Origin of the sequence: Sphingomonas sp. Leaf357 (genome assembly GCF_001423845.1) — a bacterium.
Lineage (GTDB): Bacteria > Pseudomonadota > Alphaproteobacteria > Sphingomonadales > Sphingomonadaceae > Sphingomonas.
On sequence record NZ_LMPM01000002.1, the window covers coordinates 148,352 to 167,983 of the forward strand.

32 protein-coding genes are annotated in these 19,632 nt (G+C 64.0%); 2 read left to right on the forward strand and 30 right to left on the reverse strand.

What is annotated here, in order from left to right; genetic code table 11:
- Nucleotides 1-37: 37 nt before the first annotated feature.
- The 3 genes from rpsK to ASG11_RS13705 all read right to left on the reverse strand — a co-directional run bounded on the left by rpsK (nt 38) and on the right by ASG11_RS13705 (nt 1,273).
- Nucleotides 38-427 (reverse strand): 30S ribosomal protein S11, encoded by a 390-nt coding sequence (gene rpsK, locus ASG11_RS13695; RefSeq protein WP_034161671.1) that lies wholly within the window; start codon nt 425-427, stop codon nt 38-40.
- A gap of 86 nt (nt 428-513) precedes the next feature.
- Complete coding sequence (gene rpsM / locus ASG11_RS13700; RefSeq protein ID WP_055781232.1) at nt 514-882, reverse strand: 30S ribosomal protein S13; 369 nt, start codon at nt 880-882, stop codon at nt 514-516.
- Nucleotides 883-1,039: 157 nt separating this feature from the next.
- On the reverse strand, nt 1,040-1,273 hold the full coding sequence (locus ASG11_RS13705; RefSeq protein ID WP_055781235.1) for a hypothetical protein: 234 nt from the start codon (nt 1,271-1,273) through the stop codon (nt 1,040-1,042).
- 328 nt (nt 1,274-1,601) lie between these two features.
- Here ASG11_RS13705 and ASG11_RS13710 point away from each other — a divergent pair, with 328 nt between their 5' ends.
- A complete protein-coding gene (locus tag ASG11_RS13710; RefSeq protein ID WP_055781237.1) occupies nt 1,602-2,021 on the forward strand; it encodes a hypothetical protein in 420 nt (139 codons plus the stop codon).
- A 179-nt stretch (nt 2,022-2,200) separates the two neighbouring features.
- Here the strand turns inward: ASG11_RS13710 and ASG11_RS13715 are convergent, their stop codons facing one another.
- The 26 genes from ASG11_RS13715 to rpsJ form a co-directional block, all read right to left on the reverse strand.
- On the reverse strand, nt 2,201-3,565 hold the full coding sequence (locus tag ASG11_RS13715) for a sensor histidine kinase (RefSeq protein ID WP_055781240.1): 1,365 nt from the start codon (nt 3,563-3,565) through the stop codon (nt 2,201-2,203).
- 11 nt (nt 3,566-3,576) lie between these two features.
- Entirely contained in the window at nt 3,577-4,269 is a 693-nt protein-coding gene (locus ASG11_RS13720) for a response regulator transcription factor (RefSeq protein ID WP_055781243.1), read from the reverse strand.
- Between the two features lie 235 nt (nt 4,270-4,504).
- Nucleotides 4,505-5,074 carry an SRPBCC family protein gene (locus ASG11_RS13725; protein ID WP_055781245.1) on the reverse strand — a complete coding sequence of 190 codons (570 nt, stop codon included), beginning with the start codon at nt 5,072-5,074 and terminating at the stop codon, nt 4,505-4,507.
- 201 nt (nt 5,075-5,275) lie between these two features.
- Complete coding sequence (locus ASG11_RS13730; RefSeq protein WP_055781248.1) at nt 5,276-5,926, reverse strand: adenylate kinase; 651 nt, start codon at nt 5,924-5,926, stop codon at nt 5,276-5,278.
- 37 nt (nt 5,927-5,963) lie between these two features.
- Nucleotides 5,964-7,310 (reverse strand): preprotein translocase subunit SecY, encoded by a 1,347-nt coding sequence (gene secY, locus ASG11_RS13735; RefSeq protein ID WP_055781252.1) that lies wholly within the window; start codon nt 7,308-7,310, stop codon nt 5,964-5,966.
- A gap of 257 nt (nt 7,311-7,567) precedes the next feature.
- The gene (gene rplO / locus ASG11_RS13740; protein WP_055781254.1) at nt 7,568-8,110 is read right to left on the reverse strand and encodes a 50S ribosomal protein L15; all 543 of its coding nucleotides are present in this window, start codon (nt 8,108-8,110) and stop codon (nt 7,568-7,570) included.
- A gap of 136 nt (nt 8,111-8,246) precedes the next feature.
- On the reverse strand, nt 8,247-8,423 hold the full coding sequence (gene rpmD, locus ASG11_RS13745) for a 50S ribosomal protein L30 (protein ID WP_055781256.1): 177 nt from the start codon (nt 8,421-8,423) through the stop codon (nt 8,247-8,249).
- Nucleotides 8,424-8,429: 6 nt separating this feature from the next.
- Nucleotides 8,430-9,161 (reverse strand): 30S ribosomal protein S5, encoded by a 732-nt coding sequence (rpsE, locus tag ASG11_RS13750; protein WP_055781259.1) that lies wholly within the window; start codon nt 9,159-9,161, stop codon nt 8,430-8,432.
- A 3-nt stretch (nt 9,162-9,164) separates the two neighbouring features.
- Nucleotides 9,165-9,524, reverse strand: coding sequence for a 50S ribosomal protein L18 (gene rplR / locus ASG11_RS13755; protein WP_055781261.1), 360 nt, complete (start codon nt 9,522-9,524; stop codon nt 9,165-9,167).
- The gene (gene rplF / locus ASG11_RS13760; protein WP_055781263.1) at nt 9,524-10,057 is read right to left on the reverse strand and encodes a 50S ribosomal protein L6; all 534 of its coding nucleotides are present in this window, start codon (nt 10,055-10,057) and stop codon (nt 9,524-9,526) included. Before rplF ends, rplR begins: the two co-directional genes overlap by 1 nt.
- Nucleotides 10,057-10,452 carry a 30S ribosomal protein S8 gene (gene rpsH / locus ASG11_RS13765; protein WP_055781266.1) on the reverse strand — a complete coding sequence of 132 codons (396 nt, stop codon included), beginning with the start codon at nt 10,450-10,452 and terminating at the stop codon, nt 10,057-10,059. The genes rplF and rpsH overlap by 1 nt, the downstream gene beginning before the upstream one ends.
- A gap of 10 nt (nt 10,453-10,462) precedes the next feature.
- Nucleotides 10,463-10,768, reverse strand: a complete 306-nt coding sequence (rpsN, locus tag ASG11_RS13770) for a 30S ribosomal protein S14 (RefSeq protein ID WP_055781268.1) — start codon at nt 10,766-10,768, stop codon at nt 10,463-10,465.
- 1 nt (nt 10,769) lies between these two features.
- A complete protein-coding gene (rplE, locus tag ASG11_RS13775) occupies nt 10,770-11,330 on the reverse strand; it encodes a 50S ribosomal protein L5 (protein ID WP_055781272.1) in 561 nt (186 codons plus the stop codon).
- A 22-nt stretch (nt 11,331-11,352) separates the two neighbouring features.
- Nucleotides 11,353-11,670, reverse strand: a complete 318-nt coding sequence (gene rplX / locus ASG11_RS13780; protein WP_055781275.1) for a 50S ribosomal protein L24 — start codon at nt 11,668-11,670, stop codon at nt 11,353-11,355.
- Entirely contained in the window at nt 11,670-12,038 is a 369-nt protein-coding gene (gene rplN / locus ASG11_RS13785) for a 50S ribosomal protein L14 (RefSeq protein WP_055781278.1), read from the reverse strand. The genes rplX and rplN overlap by 1 nt, the downstream gene beginning before the upstream one ends.
- 59 nt (nt 12,039-12,097) lie before the next feature.
- Complete coding sequence (rpsQ, locus tag ASG11_RS13790) at nt 12,098-12,376, reverse strand: 30S ribosomal protein S17 (RefSeq protein WP_055781281.1); 279 nt, start codon at nt 12,374-12,376, stop codon at nt 12,098-12,100.
- A gap of 10 nt (nt 12,377-12,386) precedes the next feature.
- Nucleotides 12,387-12,593, reverse strand: a complete 207-nt coding sequence (gene rpmC / locus ASG11_RS13795; protein WP_055781284.1) for a 50S ribosomal protein L29 — start codon at nt 12,591-12,593, stop codon at nt 12,387-12,389.
- A gap of 1 nt (nt 12,594) precedes the next feature.
- Nucleotides 12,595-13,029 carry a 50S ribosomal protein L16 gene (gene rplP / locus ASG11_RS13800; RefSeq protein ID WP_055781287.1) on the reverse strand — a complete coding sequence of 145 codons (435 nt, stop codon included), beginning with the start codon at nt 13,027-13,029 and terminating at the stop codon, nt 12,595-12,597.
- An 11-nt stretch (nt 13,030-13,040) separates the two neighbouring features.
- Nucleotides 13,041-13,748 (reverse strand): 30S ribosomal protein S3, encoded by a 708-nt coding sequence (rpsC, locus tag ASG11_RS13805; protein ID WP_055781290.1) that lies wholly within the window; start codon nt 13,746-13,748, stop codon nt 13,041-13,043.
- Entirely contained in the window at nt 13,748-14,131 is a 384-nt protein-coding gene (rplV, locus tag ASG11_RS13810) for a 50S ribosomal protein L22 (RefSeq protein ID WP_055781293.1), read from the reverse strand. The genes rpsC and rplV overlap by 1 nt, the downstream gene beginning before the upstream one ends.
- On the reverse strand, nt 14,131-14,406 hold the full coding sequence (gene rpsS / locus ASG11_RS13815) for a 30S ribosomal protein S19 (protein ID WP_055781296.1): 276 nt from the start codon (nt 14,404-14,406) through the stop codon (nt 14,131-14,133). The genes rplV and rpsS overlap by 1 nt, the downstream gene beginning before the upstream one ends.
- A gap of 5 nt (nt 14,407-14,411) precedes the next feature.
- Nucleotides 14,412-15,263, reverse strand: coding sequence for a 50S ribosomal protein L2 (gene rplB / locus ASG11_RS13820; RefSeq protein WP_055781299.1), 852 nt, complete (start codon nt 15,261-15,263; stop codon nt 14,412-14,414).
- On the reverse strand, nt 15,263-15,583 hold the full coding sequence (locus tag ASG11_RS13825; RefSeq protein WP_055781302.1) for a 50S ribosomal protein L23: 321 nt from the start codon (nt 15,581-15,583) through the stop codon (nt 15,263-15,265). Before ASG11_RS13825 ends, rplB begins: the two co-directional genes overlap by 1 nt.
- The gene (gene rplD, locus ASG11_RS13830) at nt 15,576-16,205 is read right to left on the reverse strand and encodes a 50S ribosomal protein L4 (protein WP_055781304.1); all 630 of its coding nucleotides are present in this window, start codon (nt 16,203-16,205) and stop codon (nt 15,576-15,578) included. Before rplD ends, ASG11_RS13825 begins: the two co-directional genes overlap by 8 nt.
- A gap of 2 nt (nt 16,206-16,207) precedes the next feature.
- Entirely contained in the window at nt 16,208-16,960 is a 753-nt protein-coding gene (gene rplC, locus ASG11_RS13835; protein ID WP_055781306.1) for a 50S ribosomal protein L3, read from the reverse strand.
- A 235-nt stretch (nt 16,961-17,195) separates the two neighbouring features.
- A complete protein-coding gene (rpsJ, locus tag ASG11_RS13840; RefSeq protein WP_055781308.1) occupies nt 17,196-17,507 on the reverse strand; it encodes a 30S ribosomal protein S10 in 312 nt (103 codons plus the stop codon).
- A 316-nt stretch (nt 17,508-17,823) separates the two neighbouring features.
- Here rpsJ and ASG11_RS13845 point away from each other — a divergent pair, with 316 nt between their 5' ends.
- The gene (locus tag ASG11_RS13845; protein ID WP_055781311.1) at nt 17,824-18,288 is read left to right on the forward strand and encodes a nuclear transport factor 2 family protein; all 465 of its coding nucleotides are present in this window, start codon (nt 17,824-17,826) and stop codon (nt 18,286-18,288) included.
- A 116-nt stretch (nt 18,289-18,404) separates the two neighbouring features.
- Here ASG11_RS13845 and tuf read toward each other — a convergent pair whose 3' ends face one another.
- The gene (tuf, locus tag ASG11_RS13850) at nt 18,405-19,598 is read right to left on the reverse strand and encodes an elongation factor Tu (RefSeq protein WP_055782683.1); all 1,194 of its coding nucleotides are present in this window, start codon (nt 19,596-19,598) and stop codon (nt 18,405-18,407) included.
- Between the last annotated feature and the right edge of the window lie 34 nt (nt 19,599-19,632).

Below are 19,632 nucleotides of genomic sequence, written 5' to 3' on the forward strand. Positions count from 1 at the left end.
CGCGCGGCGTGATCAACCGCGCGCGAGCCGAGCGAGATCAGACGCGACGGCGCTTGGACGGACGAACGCCGTTGTGCGGGATCGAGGTCACGTCGCGGATCGAGGTGATCTGGAAACCGACCGCCTGCAGCGCGCGAAGCGCCGATTCACGACCCGAGCCGGGGCCCTTCACTTCGACTTCCAGCGTGCGGACGCCGTGTTCGGCGGCCTTCTTGCCGGCGTCTTCGGCTGCGACCTGGGCCGCATACGGGGTCGACTTGCGCGAGCCCTTGAAGCCCATCATGCCGGCCGAAGACCACGAGATCGCGTTGCCTTGGGCATCGGTGATCGTGATCATGGTGTTGTTGAAGCTAGCGTTCACATGGGCGACGCCCGAAGTGATGTTCTTGCGCTCACGCCGCTTAATGCGTTGCGGTTCACGTGCCATTTTGAATTCCTAATCCTTTGTACGGAGAGCGGCGGGCTGTCAGCCTCACGCCTGCCTCCGGCGGAGTAAATCGTCCCCCGGACGATTTACTTCTTCTTACCGGCGATCGGCTTGGCCTTGCCCTTGCGGGTACGGGCGTTCGTGTGCGTGCGCTGACCGCGGACCGGCAGGCCCTTGCGGTGACGCAGACCACGATAGCAGGCGAGATCCATCAAACGCTTGATGTTCATCGACACCTGACGACGAAGATCACCCTCGACGGTGTAATCGGCGTCGATGGTTTCGCGGATCTGCAGCACTTCCTGATCGGTCAGGTCCTGCACGCGACGCTCGGGCGCGATGCCCAGCTTTGCGGTGATTGCCTTGGCATGGGTGTTGCCAATGCCGTGGATGTAGGTGAGCGCGATGACGACGCGCTTGTTGGTCGGGATGTTGACCCCGGCGATACGAGCCATGAATTAAGTTCTCCTGCTCCACGGGGCGGCATGGCAGCAGCCCCATCTCATAGCGTTGATGCACATTCCTCGACGCACAGAAGCGGCGAGCGCAAACAAGCGCCGCCGGGACCGGTGTTTCGGAATGATCGCCAAATACGGTGCCCCCACGCACGAGTCAAGCGATGGGTTCCCGTTCTTTACGCAATTTCGACCATTTCCTGAGCGCGACGGCGGTCCAGGCGAGTTCGACCAGCCCGAACGGCCACGCGCCCTGCAGGAATCCGTAGGCCGATCCCATCAGGCACCCTGCGGCGAAGGCCAGAGTCCACCAGTGGCTGCCGGCTTCCTTCATGTAGCAGACCAGCATGAAGGTGACGGCGAACAGGCCGAAGAGCGTCAGGGCATCCATGGCAAGCACCCCTGCCCGGTTCGAGGCGGCGCGCCAAGTGTGGATGTCGGGATCTGGGTGGCGGGATTGCCCCCCTCGTCACCCCGGACGTGATCCGGGGTCCCGCTTTTTCGCCAAGGGAGTGGCCGACGATAGAAGCGGGATCCCGGATCAAGTCCGGGATGACGGGGAATATAAGGCACTGGCTCGCGTCCGAACATCACCGCATTGCCCGCGTGCCAAATTACCCCCGAAATACAATGGATTCGTCGCAGAATCATCCGATCCGGTTCGCTTACCTTCGGTTAACCCCCAAGCGGAAGAACGGGCTTCACGAAAGGGATGTCCGATGCACACCATTGAACACAATCTGAAGCTCGGCTTCATCGAGGTCACCGTCGAGGGCCTGTGGACCGAGGCCGATTTCGACCGCTTCGTGGCCGATCTGCGCGCCGCGATCCTGACATTCCCGGATACCGGCAGGCCGCCCATGACACTCTACAATTATACTGGCGCGCAGATTCAGACCCAGTCGATGATCGCGCGCATGCAGGCTTTGGCCGCCCATCCGGCGATGATCGATCGCCGGGTGGCGCTGTACACCGAAGGCTGCCTCGCGCGGCGCCAGGCCAAGCGCGTGGCGGGCAACCGCGACAACATGCGCGTCTTCGACAGCCGCGAGGAGGCGATCGCATTCCTGCTCGACGATGGCGTGGGCATGATGCCGGTGCCGGCGGATGTATCGTATCGGCAGCATGCTTCGCGGTAAGCACCGACACCATTCGTCCTGAATAGCGGCTGAGCTTGTCGAAGACGCGTATCGAAGGACACGTGCCGTGTTCCAACGGTGCTTCGATACGAGCCTTCGATACGCCTTCGGCTACTCAGTCTCTACTCAGCACGAACGGATCAATATGAAGCCGTCATATTTTGCTGGGTGAGACACGATCAGCCCGGCAGAACGATCGCCGCGATCAGGCCGGGGGCGTTGTCGCCCAATTCCAGCCGCCCGCCGTGCAGGCGCGCGACCGCGGCGACCAGCGACAGGCCCAGGCCCGCCCCCGGTATGGTGCGCGCACTGTCGAGCCGGCCGAAGCGGCTGAGCGCCTGTTCGCGGTCCTGCTCGGCGATGCCGGGGCCGCGATCCTCGACCTGCAGGCGGATGCTGCCCCCGCCCCCTTTCAGTCGCAGCACGATATCCCCGCCGCCCGCCTCGCCGTTGCCCCCGGCATGGCGCAGCGCATTGTCGATCAGGTTGGTGATCGCCTGGGTCATCAATTCGCGGTGCATCACGATGTGCGGCGGATGCGACTCGACGATCGCGGCGAAGGTGATGCCGGCATCGTCGGCGACGGGTTCGTAGAGTTCGGCGATCTCCTCGACCAACGCCGCCGGATCGATATCGGTGAAGCGGTCGCGCGAGACGGATTGCGAGCGCGTGATCTCCAGCAAGGTGGAGAGCATGCGCATCACCAGATCGGTCTCGACCAGCAGGCCGGACAGCGCGGCATCGCGCTGCACCGGATCGGTGACCAGAATCGCCGTCTCGGTCTTGGCGCGCAGCCGGGCGATCGGGGAGCGCAGATCGTGGGCCAGGCTGTCGGTGACGATGCGGAGTTCGCCCATCAGCCGTTCGACCTTGTCGAGCATCGCGTCGAGCCGGATCGACAGCCGATCGAACGCATCGCCGCCGCCGGCGACCGATCCGACGCGGCGGCTGAGATCGCCCTGCCCCACGCCTTCGATCACCGCCGCGATGTTGTTCAGCCGCCGCCCGACATAGCGCGCGACGACCAGACCGCCGACCACGCCGAGCATCAGCGACAGGATCGTCGCGAGCAGCAGGGCGCGTTCGATACCGCGCTGTTCCTGCTGCCAATCGTCCATCAGATGGCCGCTGATCAGCCGGTATGCGCCGATCCGCCGGACGATATAGCCCGCCTCGCGCCCCGCCCAGGGTTCGGCGTCGCCGAGCGAGCCGACGTGAAACGTACCGGATGGCGTGACGGGCGTCGGGAGTTGGTCGGGGCCGATCCCGCTCACCCTGCGTCCCGATTCGTCCACGATCAGCGCGATCAGCGATGAATCGCGCGAGCGGCTGGCGTCACGGATCGCCTGCACCAAGGCCGGCACGCCGCCCGAGCGATAGACCGAGACGAAGGCGTCGGATTGTTCGTTGGTGTCGCGCCGCACCGCGTCGACCGCGTCGCCGTGGATCTGCTGCCACAGGAACGTCGCCAGCACGAGGTTCGTGACCAGAGCCAGCGCGATCGCCAGCAGCGCGATGCGCGCGGTGACCGAGAGGCGCAGCAACCGGGGCGGTATCAGGCGTCGAGCGATAACCGGTACCCCGCGCCGCGCACCGTATGCAGGATCGGCTGGGTGAAGCCGTCCTCGAGCTTGCGGCGCAGGCGGCCGATATGCACGTCCACCACGTTCGATCCCGGATCGAAGTGATAGTTCCAGATCTTCTCCAGCATCATCGTGCGCGTCACGACCTGCCCCGCGTGGCGCGCGAGATATTCGAGCAGGTTGAATTCACGCGCGCCGAGCGGGATCGCGCGCCCCTGCCGCACGACGGTGCGCGCGAGCAGATCGATCTCGAGATCGCCGACGCCCAGCCGCGTGGTCTGCGCCGCTGCCTGCGGCCGCTCGAACCGACGCAGCAACGCCTCGACGCGGGCGGAAAGCTCGGCGAAGGAGAAGGGCTTGGTGAGATAGTCGTCGGCACCGGCATGAAGCCCGTCGACCCGGTCGTCGACCGTGGCGAGCGCGGACAGCACCAGAGTCGGCGTGGCGACGCCGGCCGCGCGGACCGCGTTGATCATCGACAGGCCGTCGAGCCCGGGCAGCATGCGATCGGCAATGATCAGGTCGAAGATGCCTTCGCTCGCCAGGAACAGACCGTCGCGGCCGTCGCCGCAGGTCTCGACCGCGAAGCCCGCCTCGGTCAGGCCCTTGGCGAGATAGGCGGCGGTGGCGGTATCGTCTTCGACGATCAGGATCTTGCGCGTCATAAGGGGCGTATCCGGCTCTGCCCTGCTTGTAGGATATGAAGAGGCCGGCGGAAAGCTTTCACTTTCCACCGGCCTCCGGCGCGCCCAGGGGTCGCGTTAGCGCCGAAGTCGCTATGCCTGTACCATCCGGACGATGCGCATCCGGGCGATAGGGGTTGGCTTCGCTGCCTCTTCCCCGTCGGTATGCGCGATGTGCCCCGCCCGAATCGGTGACGGCGACATGACAAATGCGTCATCAGCGGCCTTCGACTCTGGTCTTGTCCGCCCTGTCGGTCTTGACCGGCGCGGTTTCGGCGAAGGTCTTGAGATTTAGGATCTGGAGCGCGAGCACCTCGTCCACCTTGGGGGCCAGCGTATCGGCCCCGGCGCGGACATAGCCGCCGACGACATAGCTCATCGTCACGCGGGTCTTCTCGCCTTCGGGATCCAGTTTGAAGGTCAAGGTTCCGGTCACCGCCTCGGCCTGGAGCGGCCCGAGCGACCCGACCATGCGGATCATCCGCCCCGGCGCGATATAGACGATATGGGCATGCTCGACGCTGCCCTTGCCGTCCGGGATGCGCTCGCAGAAGCAGCCGGGTGCCTGCGCGTCCAGGTACAGATTGGCCGGATCGTCCGAATAGGTGTGATCCTTGTCCCACCAATATTGCGGCATCTTGAGTGCGGCCCAGACGCGCGCGATTGGCGCGTCGATGGTCAGCGCCTGATCGAGCGCGAAGCCGATCGCGCTGGACTGGACGATCTCGGCGGTGGCCGGCATGGGCTCGGCGGCGAGCAGCAGCGCGGACATTGCAAGGCGTTTCATGTGGCGCTCCCCCGGTGGAGCGGCCAGCATATGCGGATTGGGATACGCCGCAACCGTTCGGGGAGAGCGCGCTTCCCCGGCGAAGGCCGGGGTCCAGTCGCGGATCGTGATTTGGCGGCAGCTGCGCGCGGTTACATCGACCTTCGTGACTGGACCCCGGCCTTCGCCGGGGAGGCAGAAAGGATCGAAGGTGACGGAAAGTTACTTGCCGTCGAGGATCCCCACGATCGCGGTCGTCACCTGGTCGATATCGGCCATGCCGTCGACCCGGCTGACCAGACCGCGCGCTTCGTAGATCGGCAGGATCGGGGCGGTCTTGCCACGATATTCCTCCATCCGCGTGCGCACGGTATCCTCGTTATCGTCCGGGCGGCGCTTGAACTCGGTGCCCGCGCACGTGTCGCAGACGCCGGCGACCTTCGGCTTGTGGAAGCTGTCGTGATAGCCCGCGCCGCAATTGGCGCAGGTGTAGCGGCCGACGATCCGCGCGACGAGCGCGTCCTCGTCGACTTCCAGTTCAATCACGTGATCCAGCGTGCGACCGCGATCCTGCAGCAGCGCGTCGAGCTGATGCGCCTGCGCCGCGGTGCGCGGATAGCCGTCGAAAATCACGCCGCCGACCGTATCGGCCTCGTCGAGCCGCTCGCCAATAATGCCGGAGACGATGTCGTCCGACACCAGCCCGCCCGATTCCATCACCGACTTGGCCTTGAGCCCGGTCGGCGTGCCCGCCTTGACCGCCGCGCGCAGCATGTCGCCGGTGGACAGCTGAACCATGCCGTAGCGCGTCATCAGCCGTGCGGCCTGGGTACCCTTGCCGGCACCAGGCGGGCCAAGGAGGATGATATTCAAGACCGCATTCCCCTCACGTGCTTCAGGTCAGCCCCGCTCAGCGGAGGCGCCCGCCCTTCAGCTTCGCCTTCTTGATCAGATCGCCATACTGATGCGCCAGCAGGTGCGACTGAATCTGCGTCACCGTATCCATCGTTACGTTGACCACGATCAACAGGCTAGTGCCCCCGAGGTAGAACGGAATACTCAGCGCCGACACCAGATATTCCGGCAACAGGCAGATCACCGTCAGATAGGCCGCACCGATCACGGTGATGCGCGTCAGCACGTAATCGAAATACGTCTCGGTATTCTTGCCGGGACGGATGCCGGGGACGAAGCCGCCATAGCGCTTCAGATTGTCCGCGGTCTCTTCCGGATTGAACACCACGGCGGTGTAGAAGAACGAGAAGAAGATGATGCCCGCGCCGTAGAGCAGCATGTACACCGGGCTACCGTGCTGCAGATACTGGTTGAGGCCGATGATGAAATCGCCCCACTTCGATTCGCCCGCCACGCGCTGCCCCGCGAACTGGCTGATCGTCAGCGGCATCAGCAGCAGCGACGAGGCGAAGATCGGAGGGATGACGCCGGCGGTGTTGATCTTCAGCGGCAGATGGCTGCGATCGGCCTGCATGCCGCGCTGAGTCTGGCGCTTGGGGTACTGGATCAGGATGCGGCGCTGCGCGCGCTCCATGAAGCAGATGAACAGGATGAGCATCACGACCGCCGCGATGATCGCAAGCAAGGTGCCGCCGCCCATGCTGCCCGAACGGCCGCCCTCGAACAGGTTGAACAAGGTGGTCGGCAGGCTGGCGACGATGCCGGCCATGATGATCAGCGACATGCCGTTGCCGATGCCGCGCGCGGTGATCTGCTCACCCAGCCACATCAGAAACATGGTGCCACCGACGATGCTGATCACCGCGACGATGCGGAACAGCATGCCGGGATCGACCACCGCCCCGCCCGCTTCGTAACCGACGGCGAGGAAATAGCCCTGCACGGCGGTCAGCGCGACGGTGCCGTAGCGCGTATATTGGTTGAGCCGCTTGCGCCCGCTCTCGCCATCCTTCTTGATCGCGGCGAGCGTCGGCGACAGCGAGGTGGCGAGCTGCACGACGATCGAGGCGGTGATGTAGGGCATCACGCCCAAAGCGATCAGGCTGGCGCGGCCGAGCGAACCGCCCGAGAACATGTTGAAGAAATCGAGCACGCCGCCGCTGGTGCGGTTGGCCAGGCTGACCAGCTTGACCGCGTCGATGCCCGGCAACGGAACGTAGGACAGCATCCGGAAGACGATCAGCACGCCGATCGTGAACCACAGGCGCTTCTTGAGATCGGTCGCCTGAGCGAATTTCGACAGGCTGAGGCCTTGGGCCATCTGGTCGGCTGCGGATGCCATCGTAATTTTACGTCCCAAATTTTAAACGGGCCAAATTTCCGACGGGCCAAATTCTGGCTCGGGAAACAAAAGCGGCGGGAAACGTTATCCGCCCCCCGCCGCTCATATAGTCACGCTTGGAGGCTTGTCTAACCTTCCCCGAAATTTGTTCTCCGGCCCAGGCCGGGGTCGAGATCGGAAGGCCTCGGCTGGCGGGAGCCGCACCGAAGCAGCGCCACCCGTCCGACTGCCCCCGACCTGTACCGGGGAAGAGCAGATCAGGCCTTGAACGAGGCCTTGTGCGCCTTGCGCTCCTGATACTTCACGCCCTTCTTGGCAGCGGCCTTGTCGGCGGCAGCGACGACTTCGATCACCGAGACCGAACCGCCGGCCTTCTCGACCGCTTCGATCGCGCCCTTCGACGCGCCAGCGACGGTGAAGCTGAGCTTCGCCGAGAATTCACCCTTGCTGAGCAGACGCACGCCATCCTTGCCACCGCGTGCCAGGCCAGCGGCCTTCAGCGCGTCATGGTCGAGCGCGGCACCGGCCTCGATCTTGCCTGCGTCGATCGCCTTCTGGATCGCGCCGAGGTTCACCTCTGCATAATCCTTGGCGAAGATGTTGTTGAAGCCACGCTTAGGCAGACGCATGTGCAGCGGCATCTGGCCGCCTTCGAAGCCGGCGATGGATACGCCCTCACGGCTCGTCTGGCCCTTGATACCACGGCCGGCGGTCTTGCCCTTGCCGGAGCCGATTCCACGGCCGACCCGCATGCGGGACTTACGGGCGCCTTCGTTGTCGCGGAGATCGTTCAGTTTCATGATGTGCACTCGCTTTCGCTTTTTTCGCGCTGATATGGATTTCGGGAGGGGCGCCGATAGCGGACGGGTCCGCCGCTGTCACGCCCCAAAACCCGAACCCTCCCCCACTTGCGCGGGAGAGGGTCTGGTTAGGTTCTTACTTCTCGACGCTCAGCATGTGCGAGACCTTGCGGATCATGCCCCGGACTTCGGGGGTATCCTCCAGCTCGCGCGTCTTGTGCATCTTGTTCAGGCCGAGACCGATCAGCGTCGCGCGCTGATCCTTCTCGCGGCGGATCGGCGAACCGGTCTGCGTCACTTTGATCGTTGCCATTATCGCTTACTCCACGATCGCTTCGGCTTCGGCCTGGGGTGCTTCCGCACCGCCACGGCCGAGCAGGTCGGCGATCTTCTTCCCACGGCGCTGCGCGACCGACTTCGGCGAGACCTGGGCGGTCAGCGCTTCGAAGGTCGCACGGATCATGTTGTATGGGTTCGAGGTGCCGACCGACTTGGTCACCACGTCGCCCACGCCCAGAGCTTCGAACACGGCGCGCATCGGGCCACCGGCGATGATGCCCGTACCGGCAGGCGCCGAACGGATCGTGACGAGGCCGGCGCCGAAGTGACCGCGACCGTCGTGATGCATCGTGCGGCCGTCCTTGAGCGGGACGCGGATCATGGCCTTCTTCGCAGCCGCGGTGGCCTTGGAGATGGCTTCCGGCACTTCGCGTGCCTTGCCGTGGCCGAACCCGACGCGACCCTTGCCGTCGCCGACGACGACGAGTGCCGCGAAGCCGAAGCGCTTGCCGCCCTTCACCGTCTTCGAAACGCGGTTGATGTGAACCAGCTTCTCGATCAGCTCTTCGCCGCCATCGTCGCTGCCGGGACGGCCGCCACGATTGTCACGGCCGCCGCGATTGTCGCGACCGCCACGGTTCTGACCGCCGCCGCCGGGGCCGCCACGGCCACGGCCGCCGCGCGGTGCGCCGCCGGGACCACGGTTTTCCGTCGGAACCGGCGCACCGTCTGGCGAAGCTGCTGCTTCGTTCGGGATGATGTCGTCAGCCATGTCTTAGAACTCCAATCCGGCAGCGCGGGCGGCTTCCGCCAGCGCCTTTACGCGACCGTGGAACAGGAAGCCGCCGCGGTCGAACACGACCTGAGTCACGCCTGCCGCCTTGGCCGCTTCGGCGACGCGGGTGCCGACCGAGGTCGCCGCATCGATCGTCGCGCCGGTCGTGCCACGCACGTCCTTCTCGAGGGTCGAGGCCGCGGCCAGCGTCTTGCCCTGCGCATCGTCGATGATCTGGGCGTAGATGTGACGGCCCGAACGATGGATCGACAACCGGGGACGGGTGCCGCCACGAGCGCGGAGCGCGGTGCGAACGCGAAGACGACGCTTCGCGAAGAGGGAGAGACCTTTGGTGCTCATTACTTCTTTTTCCCTTCCTTGCGGAAGATGAACTCGCCGTCGTACTTGATACCCTTGCCCTTGTACGGCTCGGGCTTACGCCACTGGCGAATTTCCGCGGCCAGCTGACCGACCTTCTGCTTGTCCGAACCCGAAATCTCGACCGTGGTGTTATCCGGGGTCTTGACCTCGATGCCTTCCGGCACGTCGATGTTCACGTCGTGGCTGTAGCCGAGCTTCAGGTTCAGTTTACGACCCTGAGCCGCCGCGCGATAGCCGACGCCGGTGATCAGCAGCTTCTTGGTGAAGCCGTCCGACACGCCGGTGATCAGGTTCTGGACCAAGGTACGCTGCATGCCCCAGAATGCGCGGGCACGCTTCGTGTCGTTGGCCGGGTTCACCGAAATGCCGCCGTCTTCGAGCACGTACGTGATCTCGTCGCGCATCGGCATGGAGAGGGTGCCCTTCGGACCCTTCACGCTGAGAACCGCGCCTTCGATGTTCGCCGTCACGCCCGATGGGATCGTGACCGGCTTCTTGCCGATGCGGCTCATCAGAATACCTCCGCCAGCACTTCGCCACCGACATTCTGTTCGCGCGCTTCGGCGTCGGACAGAACACCGCGAGGCGTCGATACGATGGTGATGCCCAGGCCGTTCATGACGCGGGGCAGTTCGGTCGAGCCCGAATAGACGCGGCGACCCGGCTTGGAGACGCGGGCGACGTGCTTGATCGCGGGCTGGCCCTCGAAATACTTCAGCTCGATGCGGATGCCGGCCGCAGGGCCCATCTGCTCTTCGCTATAGCCACGGATATAGCCCTCGCGCTGCAGCACGTCGAGCACGCGGGCCCGAAGCTTGCTGCCCGGAGTCAGGACGGAGTCCTTCTTCGCGCGCTGGCCGTTGCGGATGCGGGTGAGCATATCACCCAGGGGATCGGTCAATGCCATCTTCGGATCCTTACCAGCTCGACTTCGTAACGCCCGGGATCATGCCCTTGTTGGCGAGATCACGAAGCTGAATACGGCAGAGGCGGAACTTGCGGTAATATGCACGCGGACGACCGGTCGTCTCGCAACGGTTGCGGACGCGCGTCGGGTTACCGTTGCGCGGGATTTCGGCCATCTTCAGACGGGCTTCGATCCGCTCGCCGTCCGACAGGGACTTGTCGCCGGCGATCGCCTTCAGCTTCGCGTACTTCGGGGCGTACTTCTTGACCAACTTCTTGCGAAGTTCGTTCTTGTTGATGGAGCTTACCTTAGCCATCTTATGCCGCCTTCTTTTCGTCTGCGGATTCTTCCTGCGGGAACGGGAAACCAAACAAGCGGAGCAGCTCGCGCGCTTCCTCGTCGGTCTTCGCGGTCGTCGCGACGATCACGTCCATACCGCGGATCTGATCCACCTGGTCGTAGCTGATTTCCGGGAAGATCAGCTGTTCCTTCAGGCCGCAGGCATAGTTGCCGCGCCCGTCGAACGACTTGGGGTTCAGGCCACGGAAATCGCGAACGCGCGGGAGGGCGATCGTGATGAAGCGGTCGAGAAACTCGTACATGCGCTCGCGACGCAGCGTGACCTTTACCCCGATCGGCATGCCTTCGCGCAGCTTGAACTGTGCGATCGACTTCTTGGCCTTGGTCACGACGGGCTTCTGCCCTGCGATCAATTCCATTTCGCCGGCGGCCTTGTCGACCTTCTTCTTGTCCTGCGTGGCTTCACCGACGCCCATGTTCAGCACGATCTTGTCGATCCGCGGAATTTCCATGACGTTCTTGTAGCCGAACTTCTCGGTCATCGCCTTGATGATCGTGTCGTCGTACATCTGCCGCATGCGCGGCTTTGCGTTCTGGGCCTCAGCCACCGATCTTCTCCCCGGTCTTGACGGCCACGCGGACCTTCTTTCCGTCCTGGGTCTCGAAACGGACGCGGGTCGGCTTGCCGTCGGCAGTCACGTGAGCGACCTTCGAGACATGCATCGGCGCTTCCGAACGGACCAGGCCACCCTGCGGGTCGCCCTGGCTCGGCTTGGTGTGACGAACGGCGACGTTGACGCCGGATACGACGACCTTGCCGTCCTTCGGCATCGCCATGGTGACTTCGCCGGTCTTGCCCTTGTCCTTGCCGGACAGGACGATGACCTTGTCACCCTTCTTGATCTTCGCAGCAGCCATTACAGCACCTCCGGCGCGAGACTGATGATCTTCATGTGCTTCTTGCCGCGCAGCTCGCGCACGACCGGGCCGAAGATACGGGTGCCGATCGGCTCCTCGTTCTTGTTGACCAGCACGGCGGCGTTGCCGTCGAAACGGATCACGGTGCCGTCGGCGCGGCGAATGTCCTTCGCCGTACGCACGATCACGGCGCGATGGACGTCGCCCTTCTTCACGCGGCCGCGGGGTGCGGCTTCCTTGACGCTGACGACGATGATGTCGCCCACGCCCGCAACACGACGCTTGGACCCGCCAAGCACCTTGATGCACTGAACCCGCTTCGCGCCGCTGTTGTCAGCGACCTCGAGATTGGATTGCATCTGGATCATTGATCCGCTTCCTTCTCACTAAGGCACCGATTCCGACCGGTGCCGCCTACAAAAAGCCGTTAGGCTGTTGCGTCCGTCTCGACCCGTTCCGGCGTCGCATGGGTGTTCACCCGATCGATCACCTTCCAGGTCTTCAGCTTGGAAATCGGTGCGGTCTCTTCGATCCGCACGGTCTCGCCCTGCTTGAACTCGTTGCCCTCGTCATGGGCATGATACTTCTTCGAACGACGGATGATCTTGCCGTAGAGCGCGTGCTTGACCTTGCGCTCCACGTTCACAACCACCGTCTTGTCGCCCTTGTCGGAGACGATCAGCCCCGTCAGCACGCGCTTCGGCATGTCTAAATCCTTACTTGGCTGCCGCGTCGCGCGAGCGAGCGGTTTGCAGCGTCTTGATGCGAGCGATGTCGCGGCGGACTTCCTTGACCCGGCTCGGCTTTTCGAGCTGATTGGTCGCGGCCTGGAAGCGGAGGTTGAACGCCTCGCGCTTCAGGTTGCCGAGCTCTTCACCCAGCTGGTCCTCGGTCTTCGCCTTGAGGTCGTCGATACGGGCCATCTTATGCAACTCCCAGATGCGAGGTGTCGCCGAGACGGGCAACGACCTTCACCTTGATCGGCAGCTTCATCGCTGCGCGGCTGAACGCCATCGCGGCGATGTCACCCGGCACGCCGTCCAATTCGAACAGGATCCGGCCCGGCTTGACGCGAGCGGCCCAATATTCCGGCGAACCCTTGCCCTTGCCCATGCGGACTTCGGCAGGCTTGCCCGTGACCGGCAGATCCGGGAACACGCGGATCCACAAACGACCCTGACGCTTGATGTGACGCGTGATCGCGCGGCGAGCCGCCTCGATCTGGCGCGCGGTCAGACGCTCCGGCTCCATCGCCTTCAGGCCATACGACCCGAAGTTCAGCGTGGTGCCACCCTTGGCGTCGCCATGGATCTTGCCCTTGAACGCCTTGCGAAACTTGGTTTTCTTCGGTTGAAGCATGTCTTGCGTCCTTAGCGGCGGTCGTCGCGCGCCGGGCGCACGCCGGAGGTCTGAGCCTCCATCATGATCCGGTCGGTCGCCATCGGGTCGTGACCCAGGATTTCGCCCTTGAAGATCCACACCTTCACGCCGCACACGCCATAGGCGGTGTGGGCCGAAGCTTCGGCATAATCGACGTTCGCGCGCAGCGTGTGCAGCGGAACGCGACCTTCACGATACCATTCCGACCGTGCGATTTCGGCGCCGCCGAGACGGCCGCCGCAGTTGATCCGGATGCCTTCGGCACCCAGACGCATGGCCGACTGCACCGCACGCTTCATCGCGCGGCGGAACGCGATACGGCGCTCCAGCTGATCGGCGATGCCCTGTGCGACGAGCTTGGCATCGACTTCCGGCTTGCGGATCTCGACGATGTTCAGGCTCACGTCCGACGAGGTCATCTTGCCGAGGGTCCGGCGAAGCTTCTCGATGTCCGCACCCTTCTTGCCGATGATCACGCCGGGGCGTGCGGCATAGATCGACACGCGGCACAGCTTGGCCGGACGCTCGATCACCACCTTGGAGATTGCGGCCTGCGGCAGCGTCTTCATGATGTAGGCGCGCATCTTGAGATCTTCGAGCAGGAGGCGACCGTAATCGGCGCCTTCCGCATACCAGCGGCTATCCCAGGTGCGGTTAATCTGCAGGCGCAGACCGATGGGGTTCGATTTCTGACCCATTACGCTTCTTCTTCTTGCTGTTCGCGAACGACGATGCGCAGGCGGCTGAAGGGCTTGAGGATGCGCGTCGACTTGCCGCGACCGCGCGTGGCGAACCGCTTCATGGTGATCGACTTGCCGACCGACGCCTCGGCGACGACGAGCGCGTCGACATCGAGGTTGTGGTTGTTCTCGGCATTGGCGATGGCGGAGGCGAGCACCTTGCGGGCGTCGACGGCCATACCCTTGGTCGAGAACTGCAGGATGTTCATCGCGTCGCCGACCTTGCGGCCGCGGATCAGCGCGGCGACGAGGCCGAGCTTCTGCGCGGAACCGCGGATCTGCGTGCCGACCGACAACGCTTCGTTATCGGCCACCTTGCGGGGAGATTTAGGCTTGGACATTAGCGCTTGCCCTTCTTGTCGGCGGCGTGACCCGGGAAGTAGCGGGTCGGCGCGAACTCGCCGAGCTTCATCCCGACCATGTCCTCGTTGACCGTGACCGGCACGAACTTGCGACCGTTGTAGACGCTGAACGTGAGGCCGACGAACTGCGGCAGGATCGTCGAGCGACGCGACCAGGTCTTGATCGCACCACGCGCGTTGGTTTCCTGCGCGGTCTCTGCCTTCTTCAGCAGGTGGAGGTCCACGAACGGACCTTTCCAGATGGAACGAGCCATGGCGGTTAGCCCTTCTTCTTGGCGTGACGCGACCGGATGATCATCTTGTCGGTCGACTTGTTGTGACGGGTGCGCGCACCCTTGGTCGGCTTGCCCCATGGCGTAACCGGATGACGGCCGCCCGAGGTACGGCCTTCACCACCGCCGTGCGGATGGTCGACCGGGTTCTTGGCGACACCGCGCGTCAGCGGGCGGATGCCCTTCCAACGGTTGCGGCCGGCCTTGGCGAGATTGGTGTTGCCGTTGTCCGGGTTGGACACGGCACCGACCGTCGCCATGCAGTTCGCGTGAATATAGCGCTGCTCGCCCGAATTGAGGCGGACCATCACCATGCCCTTGTCGCGACCCACGACCTGCACGTACGTGCCGGCCGAACGGGCGATCTGGCCGCCCTTGCCCGGCTTCATCTCCACGTTGTGGACGATGGTGCCGACCGGCATCTGGCCCAGTTCCATGGCGTTGCCCGGCTTCACGTCGGTCTTCTTGCCTGCGATGATCTTGTCACCGACGGCGAGACGCTGCGGCGCGATGATGTACGCGACGTTGGACTTGCCCTCGTCCGTATCGCCATAGTTGATCAGCGCGATGAACGCAGTGCGGTTGGGATCGTATTCGATCCGCTCAACCGTGCCCTCGACTTCCCACAGACGACGCTTGAAATCGATGATGCGATAGCGCTGCTTGTGGCCGCCGGCGATGCCGCGCGACGTGACGTGACCCTTGTTGTTGCGGCCACCGGTCTTGCGCTTGCCTTCGGTCAGCGCCTTGACGGGGCCGCCCTTGTGCAGGCCGGACCGGTCGACGAGGATAAGACCGCGTCGTGCCGGGCTGGTCGGATTATAATGCTTGAGTGCCATTACGCGCTGACCCCCTGCGTCACGTCGATCGACTGGCCGTCGGCCAGCGTGACGATCGCCTTCTTGATGTCCGACTTGGTGTAGGGAACGCCCTTCCACCGCTTGGTCTTGCCCTTCTGGACGATCGTGTTGACCCCCAGGACCTTGACCGAGAACAGCGCCTCGACGGCAGCCTTGATCTCGGGCTTGGTTGCGTCGTTGCTGACGCGGAACACAACGGCGTTGTTCTCGCTGAGCAAGGTCGCCTTCTCGGTGATGTGCGGTGCAACGATCACGTCGTAATGACGCAGATCGATGTCGCCTTTCTGCTTCTTAGCCATTGAAGCGCGCCTCCAGCATTTCGACGGCAGCGCGGGTCAGGACCAGCGTGTCGTGCTTCAGGATGTCATAAACGTTGGCGCCGGCGGCCGGCATCACGTTGATCGTGTGAACGTTGCCCGCGGCGAACGCGAAGCTCTGCTCGACCATGTCGCCATCGATGACGAGTGCGGTCTTGCCGGCGCCCAGGTTGGCCCAATTGGCCAGCAGCGTCTTGGTCTTGCTCTCGGCAACCGTCAGGCTGTCCATGATGACCAACGTACCCGCCTGAGCATGGCTCGACAGTGCCATCTTCAGGCCGAGCGCGCGGACCTTCTTGTTCAGCGACGGGTTGAAGTCACGAACGCGGGCGCCGTGAGCCTTACCACCACCGATGAACACCGGAGCGCGGCGATCGCCGTGACGCGCCGTACCGCCGCCCTTCTGGCGTCCGAACTTCTTGCCGGTGCGCGCGACATCGGCGCGCTCACGCGTGCCGCGTGCGGTCGCACGGCGCTTCTCGAGCTGCCAGGTGACGACCCGGTGCAGGATATCCGGACGGGGCTCGATGCCGAAGACCTCGTCGTTGAGTTCGATGTCCGCGCCCTTGGCGTTGGCATCGAAGGACTGAATGGTGACCTTCATGTTCAGCCCTCCTGGCCTTCGGTCGCTTCGACGGCGGAGGTGTCCTCGGCAGGCGTTTCAGCGGCGGTGTTGTTGTTGGCGACCTGACGGAGGCCGGCGGGGTAAGGCGCGTCCGCATGGCGGGCGACCTTGACCGAATCCTTGACGAGCAACCAGCCGCCTTTCGATCCGGGCACCGAGCCCTTGATGAAGATCAGGCCACGCTCGACGTCGGTCGAAACGATTTCCAGGTTCTGCTGGGTGCGGTTCTTGTTACCCATCTGGCCGGCCATCTTCTTGTTCTTGAAGACCTTGCCCGGATCCTGACGCTGACCGGTCGAACCGAGCGAGCGGTGCGAGACGGACACGCCGTGGGTGGCGCGCAGACCACCGAAGCCCCAACGCTTCATGCCGCCGGCAAAACCCTTACCCTGGGTCACGCCCTGGATATCGACGATCTGGCCAGCGACGTAATGGTCGGCGGAAATGGTCGCACCGACTTCGAGCAGCGCATCGTCGCTGACGCGGAATTCGGCGACCTTCGCCTTGGGTTCGACTTCGGCCTTGCCGAAATGGCCACGCTGCGGCTTGGCGACGTTCTTCGCCTTCGCAGTGCCGGCGCCCAGCTGGACGGCGGTGTAACCATCACGGTCGGCCTCGCGAACGGCCACGACCTGCAGATTTTCCAGTGCAAGGACGGTGACGGGCACGTGGCGCCCATCGTCCTTGAACAAGCGGGTCATCCCCATTTTCTTCGCGATCACGCCAGTGCGCATGATCTTGCTCCTTTAACAGAGGCACCCCGGAACCATTTCCGTAGGTGCGTGTGAACATCGCGAAAGTTGCCCTTCGCGATGCTCGTCAGCCCAATAGATTTTATACTGCTGCCCCGACCCGGGCTGGTGCCTCCCTGGGGAAGCGTGTCGGGGGACGCAGACCCGGATAAATCCGGCGGTATCCCTGTATCTGGCTGGCTCTAAAGCCGAACCGAATCTCGTTGGAGGCGGCCTGTTAGGCCAACTTGATCTCCACGTCAACGCCAGCGGCGAGGTCCAGCTTCATCAACGCGTCGACCGTTTGCGGCGTCGGCTGAACGATGTCCAGCATGCGCTTGTACGTACGCACCTCGAACTGCTCGCGCGACTTCTTGTCGATGTGCGGGCCACGGTTGACCGTGAACTTCTCGATGCGCGTCGGCAAAGGGATCGGACCGCGGATCATTGCGCCGGTGCGACGGGCGGTGTCGGCGATATCGCCGGTTGCCTGGTCGAGCACGCGATGATCGAATGCCTTCAGACGAATACGGATATTCTGCGTGTCCATGAGTCCCTACCGATGCGAAAGAGCGGGCGCCGTTGCCGGCGCTCTTGCTGTTGAGTGATAAACCGAAGGCGCGCCTCTATACGGGCGCCGAGGGAAGATCAAGCCGGAAAGCGCGCGATGTGCCTGCCATTGGTCGCATCGACTTTTGCCTCACTCGGTCCCTGCCGAGGACTGGAACGATGTCGGGAGCCCGAAGATGTGATCGGACCATCTCAGGAGTTCGGCCCGGCCGCAGTTCCAGCGCGCAACGTGGCTGGAAACCGGACGGAGAGAATGCGAGGTTTGCGCCCGTCGACAATAAAGTGAGACGGAACGGATGAAGAGAATGATCGGTGCTTTGCTGCTGGCGACCGGAATGGCGGCGACCGGCGCTGCCGCTCAAAACGGCACCTCCATCGCCTGCGACGGCGGCGATCCGGAAAGCTGCCGCTTCATCCTAACGGTCACGGCCGAGTTGACCGATATGCTCAAGACCGGCGACCCGACACCCTTGCAGCGCCATCTGGATCCGAGGGCGCTCTGGGTCCAGAGCAACGGAAAGGTGCTGGCCGGAACGGAGCTGATCGCGGCGGTCCGGCGCGACGTGCGGCGTGCCACGTCGAAGCTGGACCGAGCCAACGTCCGTTTCTTCGGGAATGTCGCGATCGCGACGTGGGAGGAATCCTGGACCGCGCCAGGAGCCGTCCACGAGGCCGGTCGCCTGGCTGGCGTCGACACTTGGGCGAAGCACCGAAACCGGTGGCGGATCATCACCACGGCGGAGACGTTGCCGACCCCTTAGCCGTAATGCTCGTCTCCGGGTCGGGATCGTCAGCCGCAGGCCGCTCCCGCCCAAACGCAAAAGTCCGGCCTCCCCGAGGGGAAGCCGGACCCGAGCTTTACCTTAACAGGCGTCGATCAGGCGGTGATGCCGCTGACGATGCCCGAACCGACGGTGCGGCCACCTTCACGGATCGTGAAGCGCTGACCGACGTCCATCGCGATCGGGGCGATCAGCTTCACGCCGAGCGCGATGTTGTCGCCCGGCATGACCATTTCGGTGCCCTCGGGCAGCTCAACGGTGCCGGTGACGTCCGTGGTGCGGAAGTAGAACTGCGGACGATAGTTGGCGAAGAACGGCGTGTGACGGCCACCCTCTTCCTTCGACAGCACGTACACTTCCGACTGGAAGTCGGTGTGCGGCTTGATCGAGCCGGGCTTGCAGAGAACCTGGCCACGCTCGACTTCTTCACGGCCCACGCCGCGGATCAGCGCGCCGATGTTGTCGCCGGCCTGGCCCTGATCGAGCAGCTTGCGGAACATTTCGACGCCCGTGACGGTGGTCTTGCGCACGGCGGGCTGGATGCCGACGATCTCGACTTCCTCGCCGACCTTGACGATGCCGGTCTCGACGCGGCCGGTGACGACCGTACCGCGACCCGAGATCGAGAACACGTCTTCGATCGGCATCATGAACGGCTTATCGAGCGGACGCTCCGGCTGCGGCAGGTACGTGTCGACGGCCTGCATCAGCTTCAGAACGGCGTCATGGCCGATTTCCGGGGTCTTGTCTTCGAGTGCGGCAACGGCCGAACCCTGGATGACCGGGATGTTGTCGCCGTCGAAATCGTACGAGCTGAGCAGTTCGCGGATTTCCAGCTCGACCAGTTCGAGGATCTCGGCGTCGTCGACCAGATCGACCTTGTTCATGAACACGACCATCGTCGGCACGCCGACCTGACGGGCGAGCAGGATGTGCTCGCGGGTCTGCGGCATCGGGCCGTCGGTGGCCGAAACAACCAGGATCGCGCCGTCCATCTGGGCGGCACCGGTGATCATGTTCTTCACATAATCGGCGTGGCCCGGGCAATCGACGTGCGCGTAGTGACGGGCTTCCGTCTCATACTCGACGTGTGCGGTCGAGATCGTGATGCCGCGCTCGCGCTCTTCCGGAGCCTTGTCGATGTTCGCATAGCTGGTGAAGGTGGCGCCGCCGGTCTCGGCCAGCACCTTGGTGATCGCCGCGGTCAGCGAGGTCTTGCCATGGTCGACGTGACCGATGGTGCCGATGTTGAGATGCGGCTTGTTCCGCTCGAACTTTGCTTTTGCCATTTTCGCCTCTTCTTGATTCAGATTCGCGGCCAAG

Bases quoted from the DNA above. Each gene is read 5' to 3' on its own strand.
- rpsK (WP_034161671.1), bottom strand. From the start codon at position 427: ATGGCACGTGAACCGCAACGCATTAAGCGGCGTGAGCGCAAGAACATC.
- rpsM (WP_055781232.1), bottom strand. From the start codon at position 882: ATGGCTCGTATCGCCGGGGTCAACATCCCGACCAACAAGCGCGTCGTC.
- ASG11_RS13705 (WP_055781235.1), bottom strand. From the start codon at position 1,273: ATGGATGCCCTGACGCTCTTCGGCCTGTTCGCCGTCACCTTCATGCTG.
- ASG11_RS13710 (WP_055781237.1), top strand. From the start codon at position 1,602: ATGCACACCATTGAACACAATCTGAAGCTCGGCTTCATCGAGGTCACC.
- ASG11_RS13720 (WP_055781243.1), bottom strand. From the start codon at position 4,269: ATGACGCGCAAGATCCTGATCGTCGAAGACGATACCGCCACCGCCGCC.
- ASG11_RS13725 (WP_055781245.1), bottom strand. From the start codon at position 5,074: ATGAAACGCCTTGCAATGTCCGCGCTGCTGCTCGCCGCCGAGCCCATG.
- secY (WP_055781252.1), bottom strand. From the start codon at position 7,310: ATGGCATCCGCAGCCGACCAGATGGCCCAAGGCCTCAGCCTGTCGAAA.
- rplO (WP_055781254.1), bottom strand. From the start codon at position 8,110: ATGAAACTGAACGATCTCCGCGACAACGAAGGCGCCCGTAAGTCCCGC.
- rpmD (WP_055781256.1), bottom strand. From the start codon at position 8,423: ATGGCAACGATCAAAGTGACGCAGACCGGTTCGCCGATCCGCCGCGAG.
- rpsE (WP_055781259.1), bottom strand. From the start codon at position 9,161: ATGGCTGACGACATCATCCCGAACGAAGCAGCAGCTTCGCCAGACGGT.
- rplR (WP_055781261.1), bottom strand. From the start codon at position 9,524: ATGAGCACCAAAGGTCTCTCCCTCTTCGCGAAGCGTCGTCTTCGCGTT.
- rplF (WP_055781263.1), bottom strand. From the start codon at position 10,057: ATGAGCCGCATCGGCAAGAAGCCGGTCACGATCCCATCGGGCGTGACG.
- rpsH (WP_055781266.1), bottom strand. From the start codon at position 10,452: ATGGCATTGACCGATCCCCTGGGTGATATGCTCACCCGCATCCGCAAC.
- rpsN (WP_055781268.1), bottom strand. From the start codon at position 10,768: ATGGCTAAGGTAAGCTCCATCAACAAGAACGAACTTCGCAAGAAGTTG.
- rplE (WP_055781272.1), bottom strand. From the start codon at position 11,330: ATGCGGCAGATGTACGACGACACGATCATCAAGGCGATGACCGAGAAG.
- rplX (WP_055781275.1), bottom strand. From the start codon at position 11,670: ATGGCTGCTGCGAAGATCAAGAAGGGTGACAAGGTCATCGTCCTGTCC.
- rplN (WP_055781278.1), bottom strand. From the start codon at position 12,038: ATGATCCAGATGCAATCCAATCTCGAGGTCGCTGACAACAGCGGCGCG.
- rpsQ (WP_055781281.1), bottom strand. From the start codon at position 12,376: ATGCCGAAGCGCGTGCTGACGGGGCTGATCGTCTCCGACAAGGGCGAC.
- rpmC (WP_055781284.1), bottom strand. From the start codon at position 12,593: ATGGCCCGTATCGACGACCTCAAGGCGAAGACCGAGGACCAGCTGGGT.
- rplP (WP_055781287.1), bottom strand. From the start codon at position 13,029: ATGCTTCAACCGAAGAAAACCAAGTTTCGCAAGGCGTTCAAGGGCAAG.
- rpsC (WP_055781290.1), bottom strand. From the start codon at position 13,748: ATGGGTCAGAAATCGAACCCCATCGGTCTGCGCCTGCAGATTAACCGC.
- rplV (WP_055781293.1), bottom strand. From the start codon at position 14,131: ATGTCCAAGCCTAAATCTCCCCGCAAGGTGGCCGATAACGAAGCGTTG.
- rpsS (WP_055781296.1), bottom strand. From the start codon at position 14,406: ATGGCTCGTTCCATCTGGAAAGGTCCGTTCGTGGACCTCCACCTGCTG.
- rplB (WP_055781299.1), bottom strand. From the start codon at position 15,263: ATGGCACTCAAGCATTATAATCCGACCAGCCCGGCACGACGCGGTCTT.
- ASG11_RS13825 (WP_055781302.1), bottom strand. From the start codon at position 15,583: ATGGCTAAGAAGCAGAAAGGCGACATCGATCTGCGTCATTACGACGTG.
- rplD (WP_055781304.1), bottom strand. From the start codon at position 16,205: ATGAAGGTCACCATTCAGTCCTTCGATGCCAACGCCAAGGGCGCGGAC.
- rplC (WP_055781306.1), bottom strand. From the start codon at position 16,960: ATGCGCACTGGCGTGATCGCGAAGAAAATGGGGATGACCCGCTTGTTC.
- rpsJ (WP_055781308.1), bottom strand. From the start codon at position 17,507: ATGGACACGCAGAATATCCGTATTCGTCTGAAGGCATTCGATCATCGC.
- ASG11_RS13845 (WP_055781311.1), top strand. From the start codon at position 17,824: ATGAAGAGAATGATCGGTGCTTTGCTGCTGGCGACCGGAATGGCGGCG.
- tuf (WP_055782683.1), bottom strand. From the start codon at position 19,598: ATGGCAAAAGCAAAGTTCGAGCGGAACAAGCCGCATCTCAACATCGGC.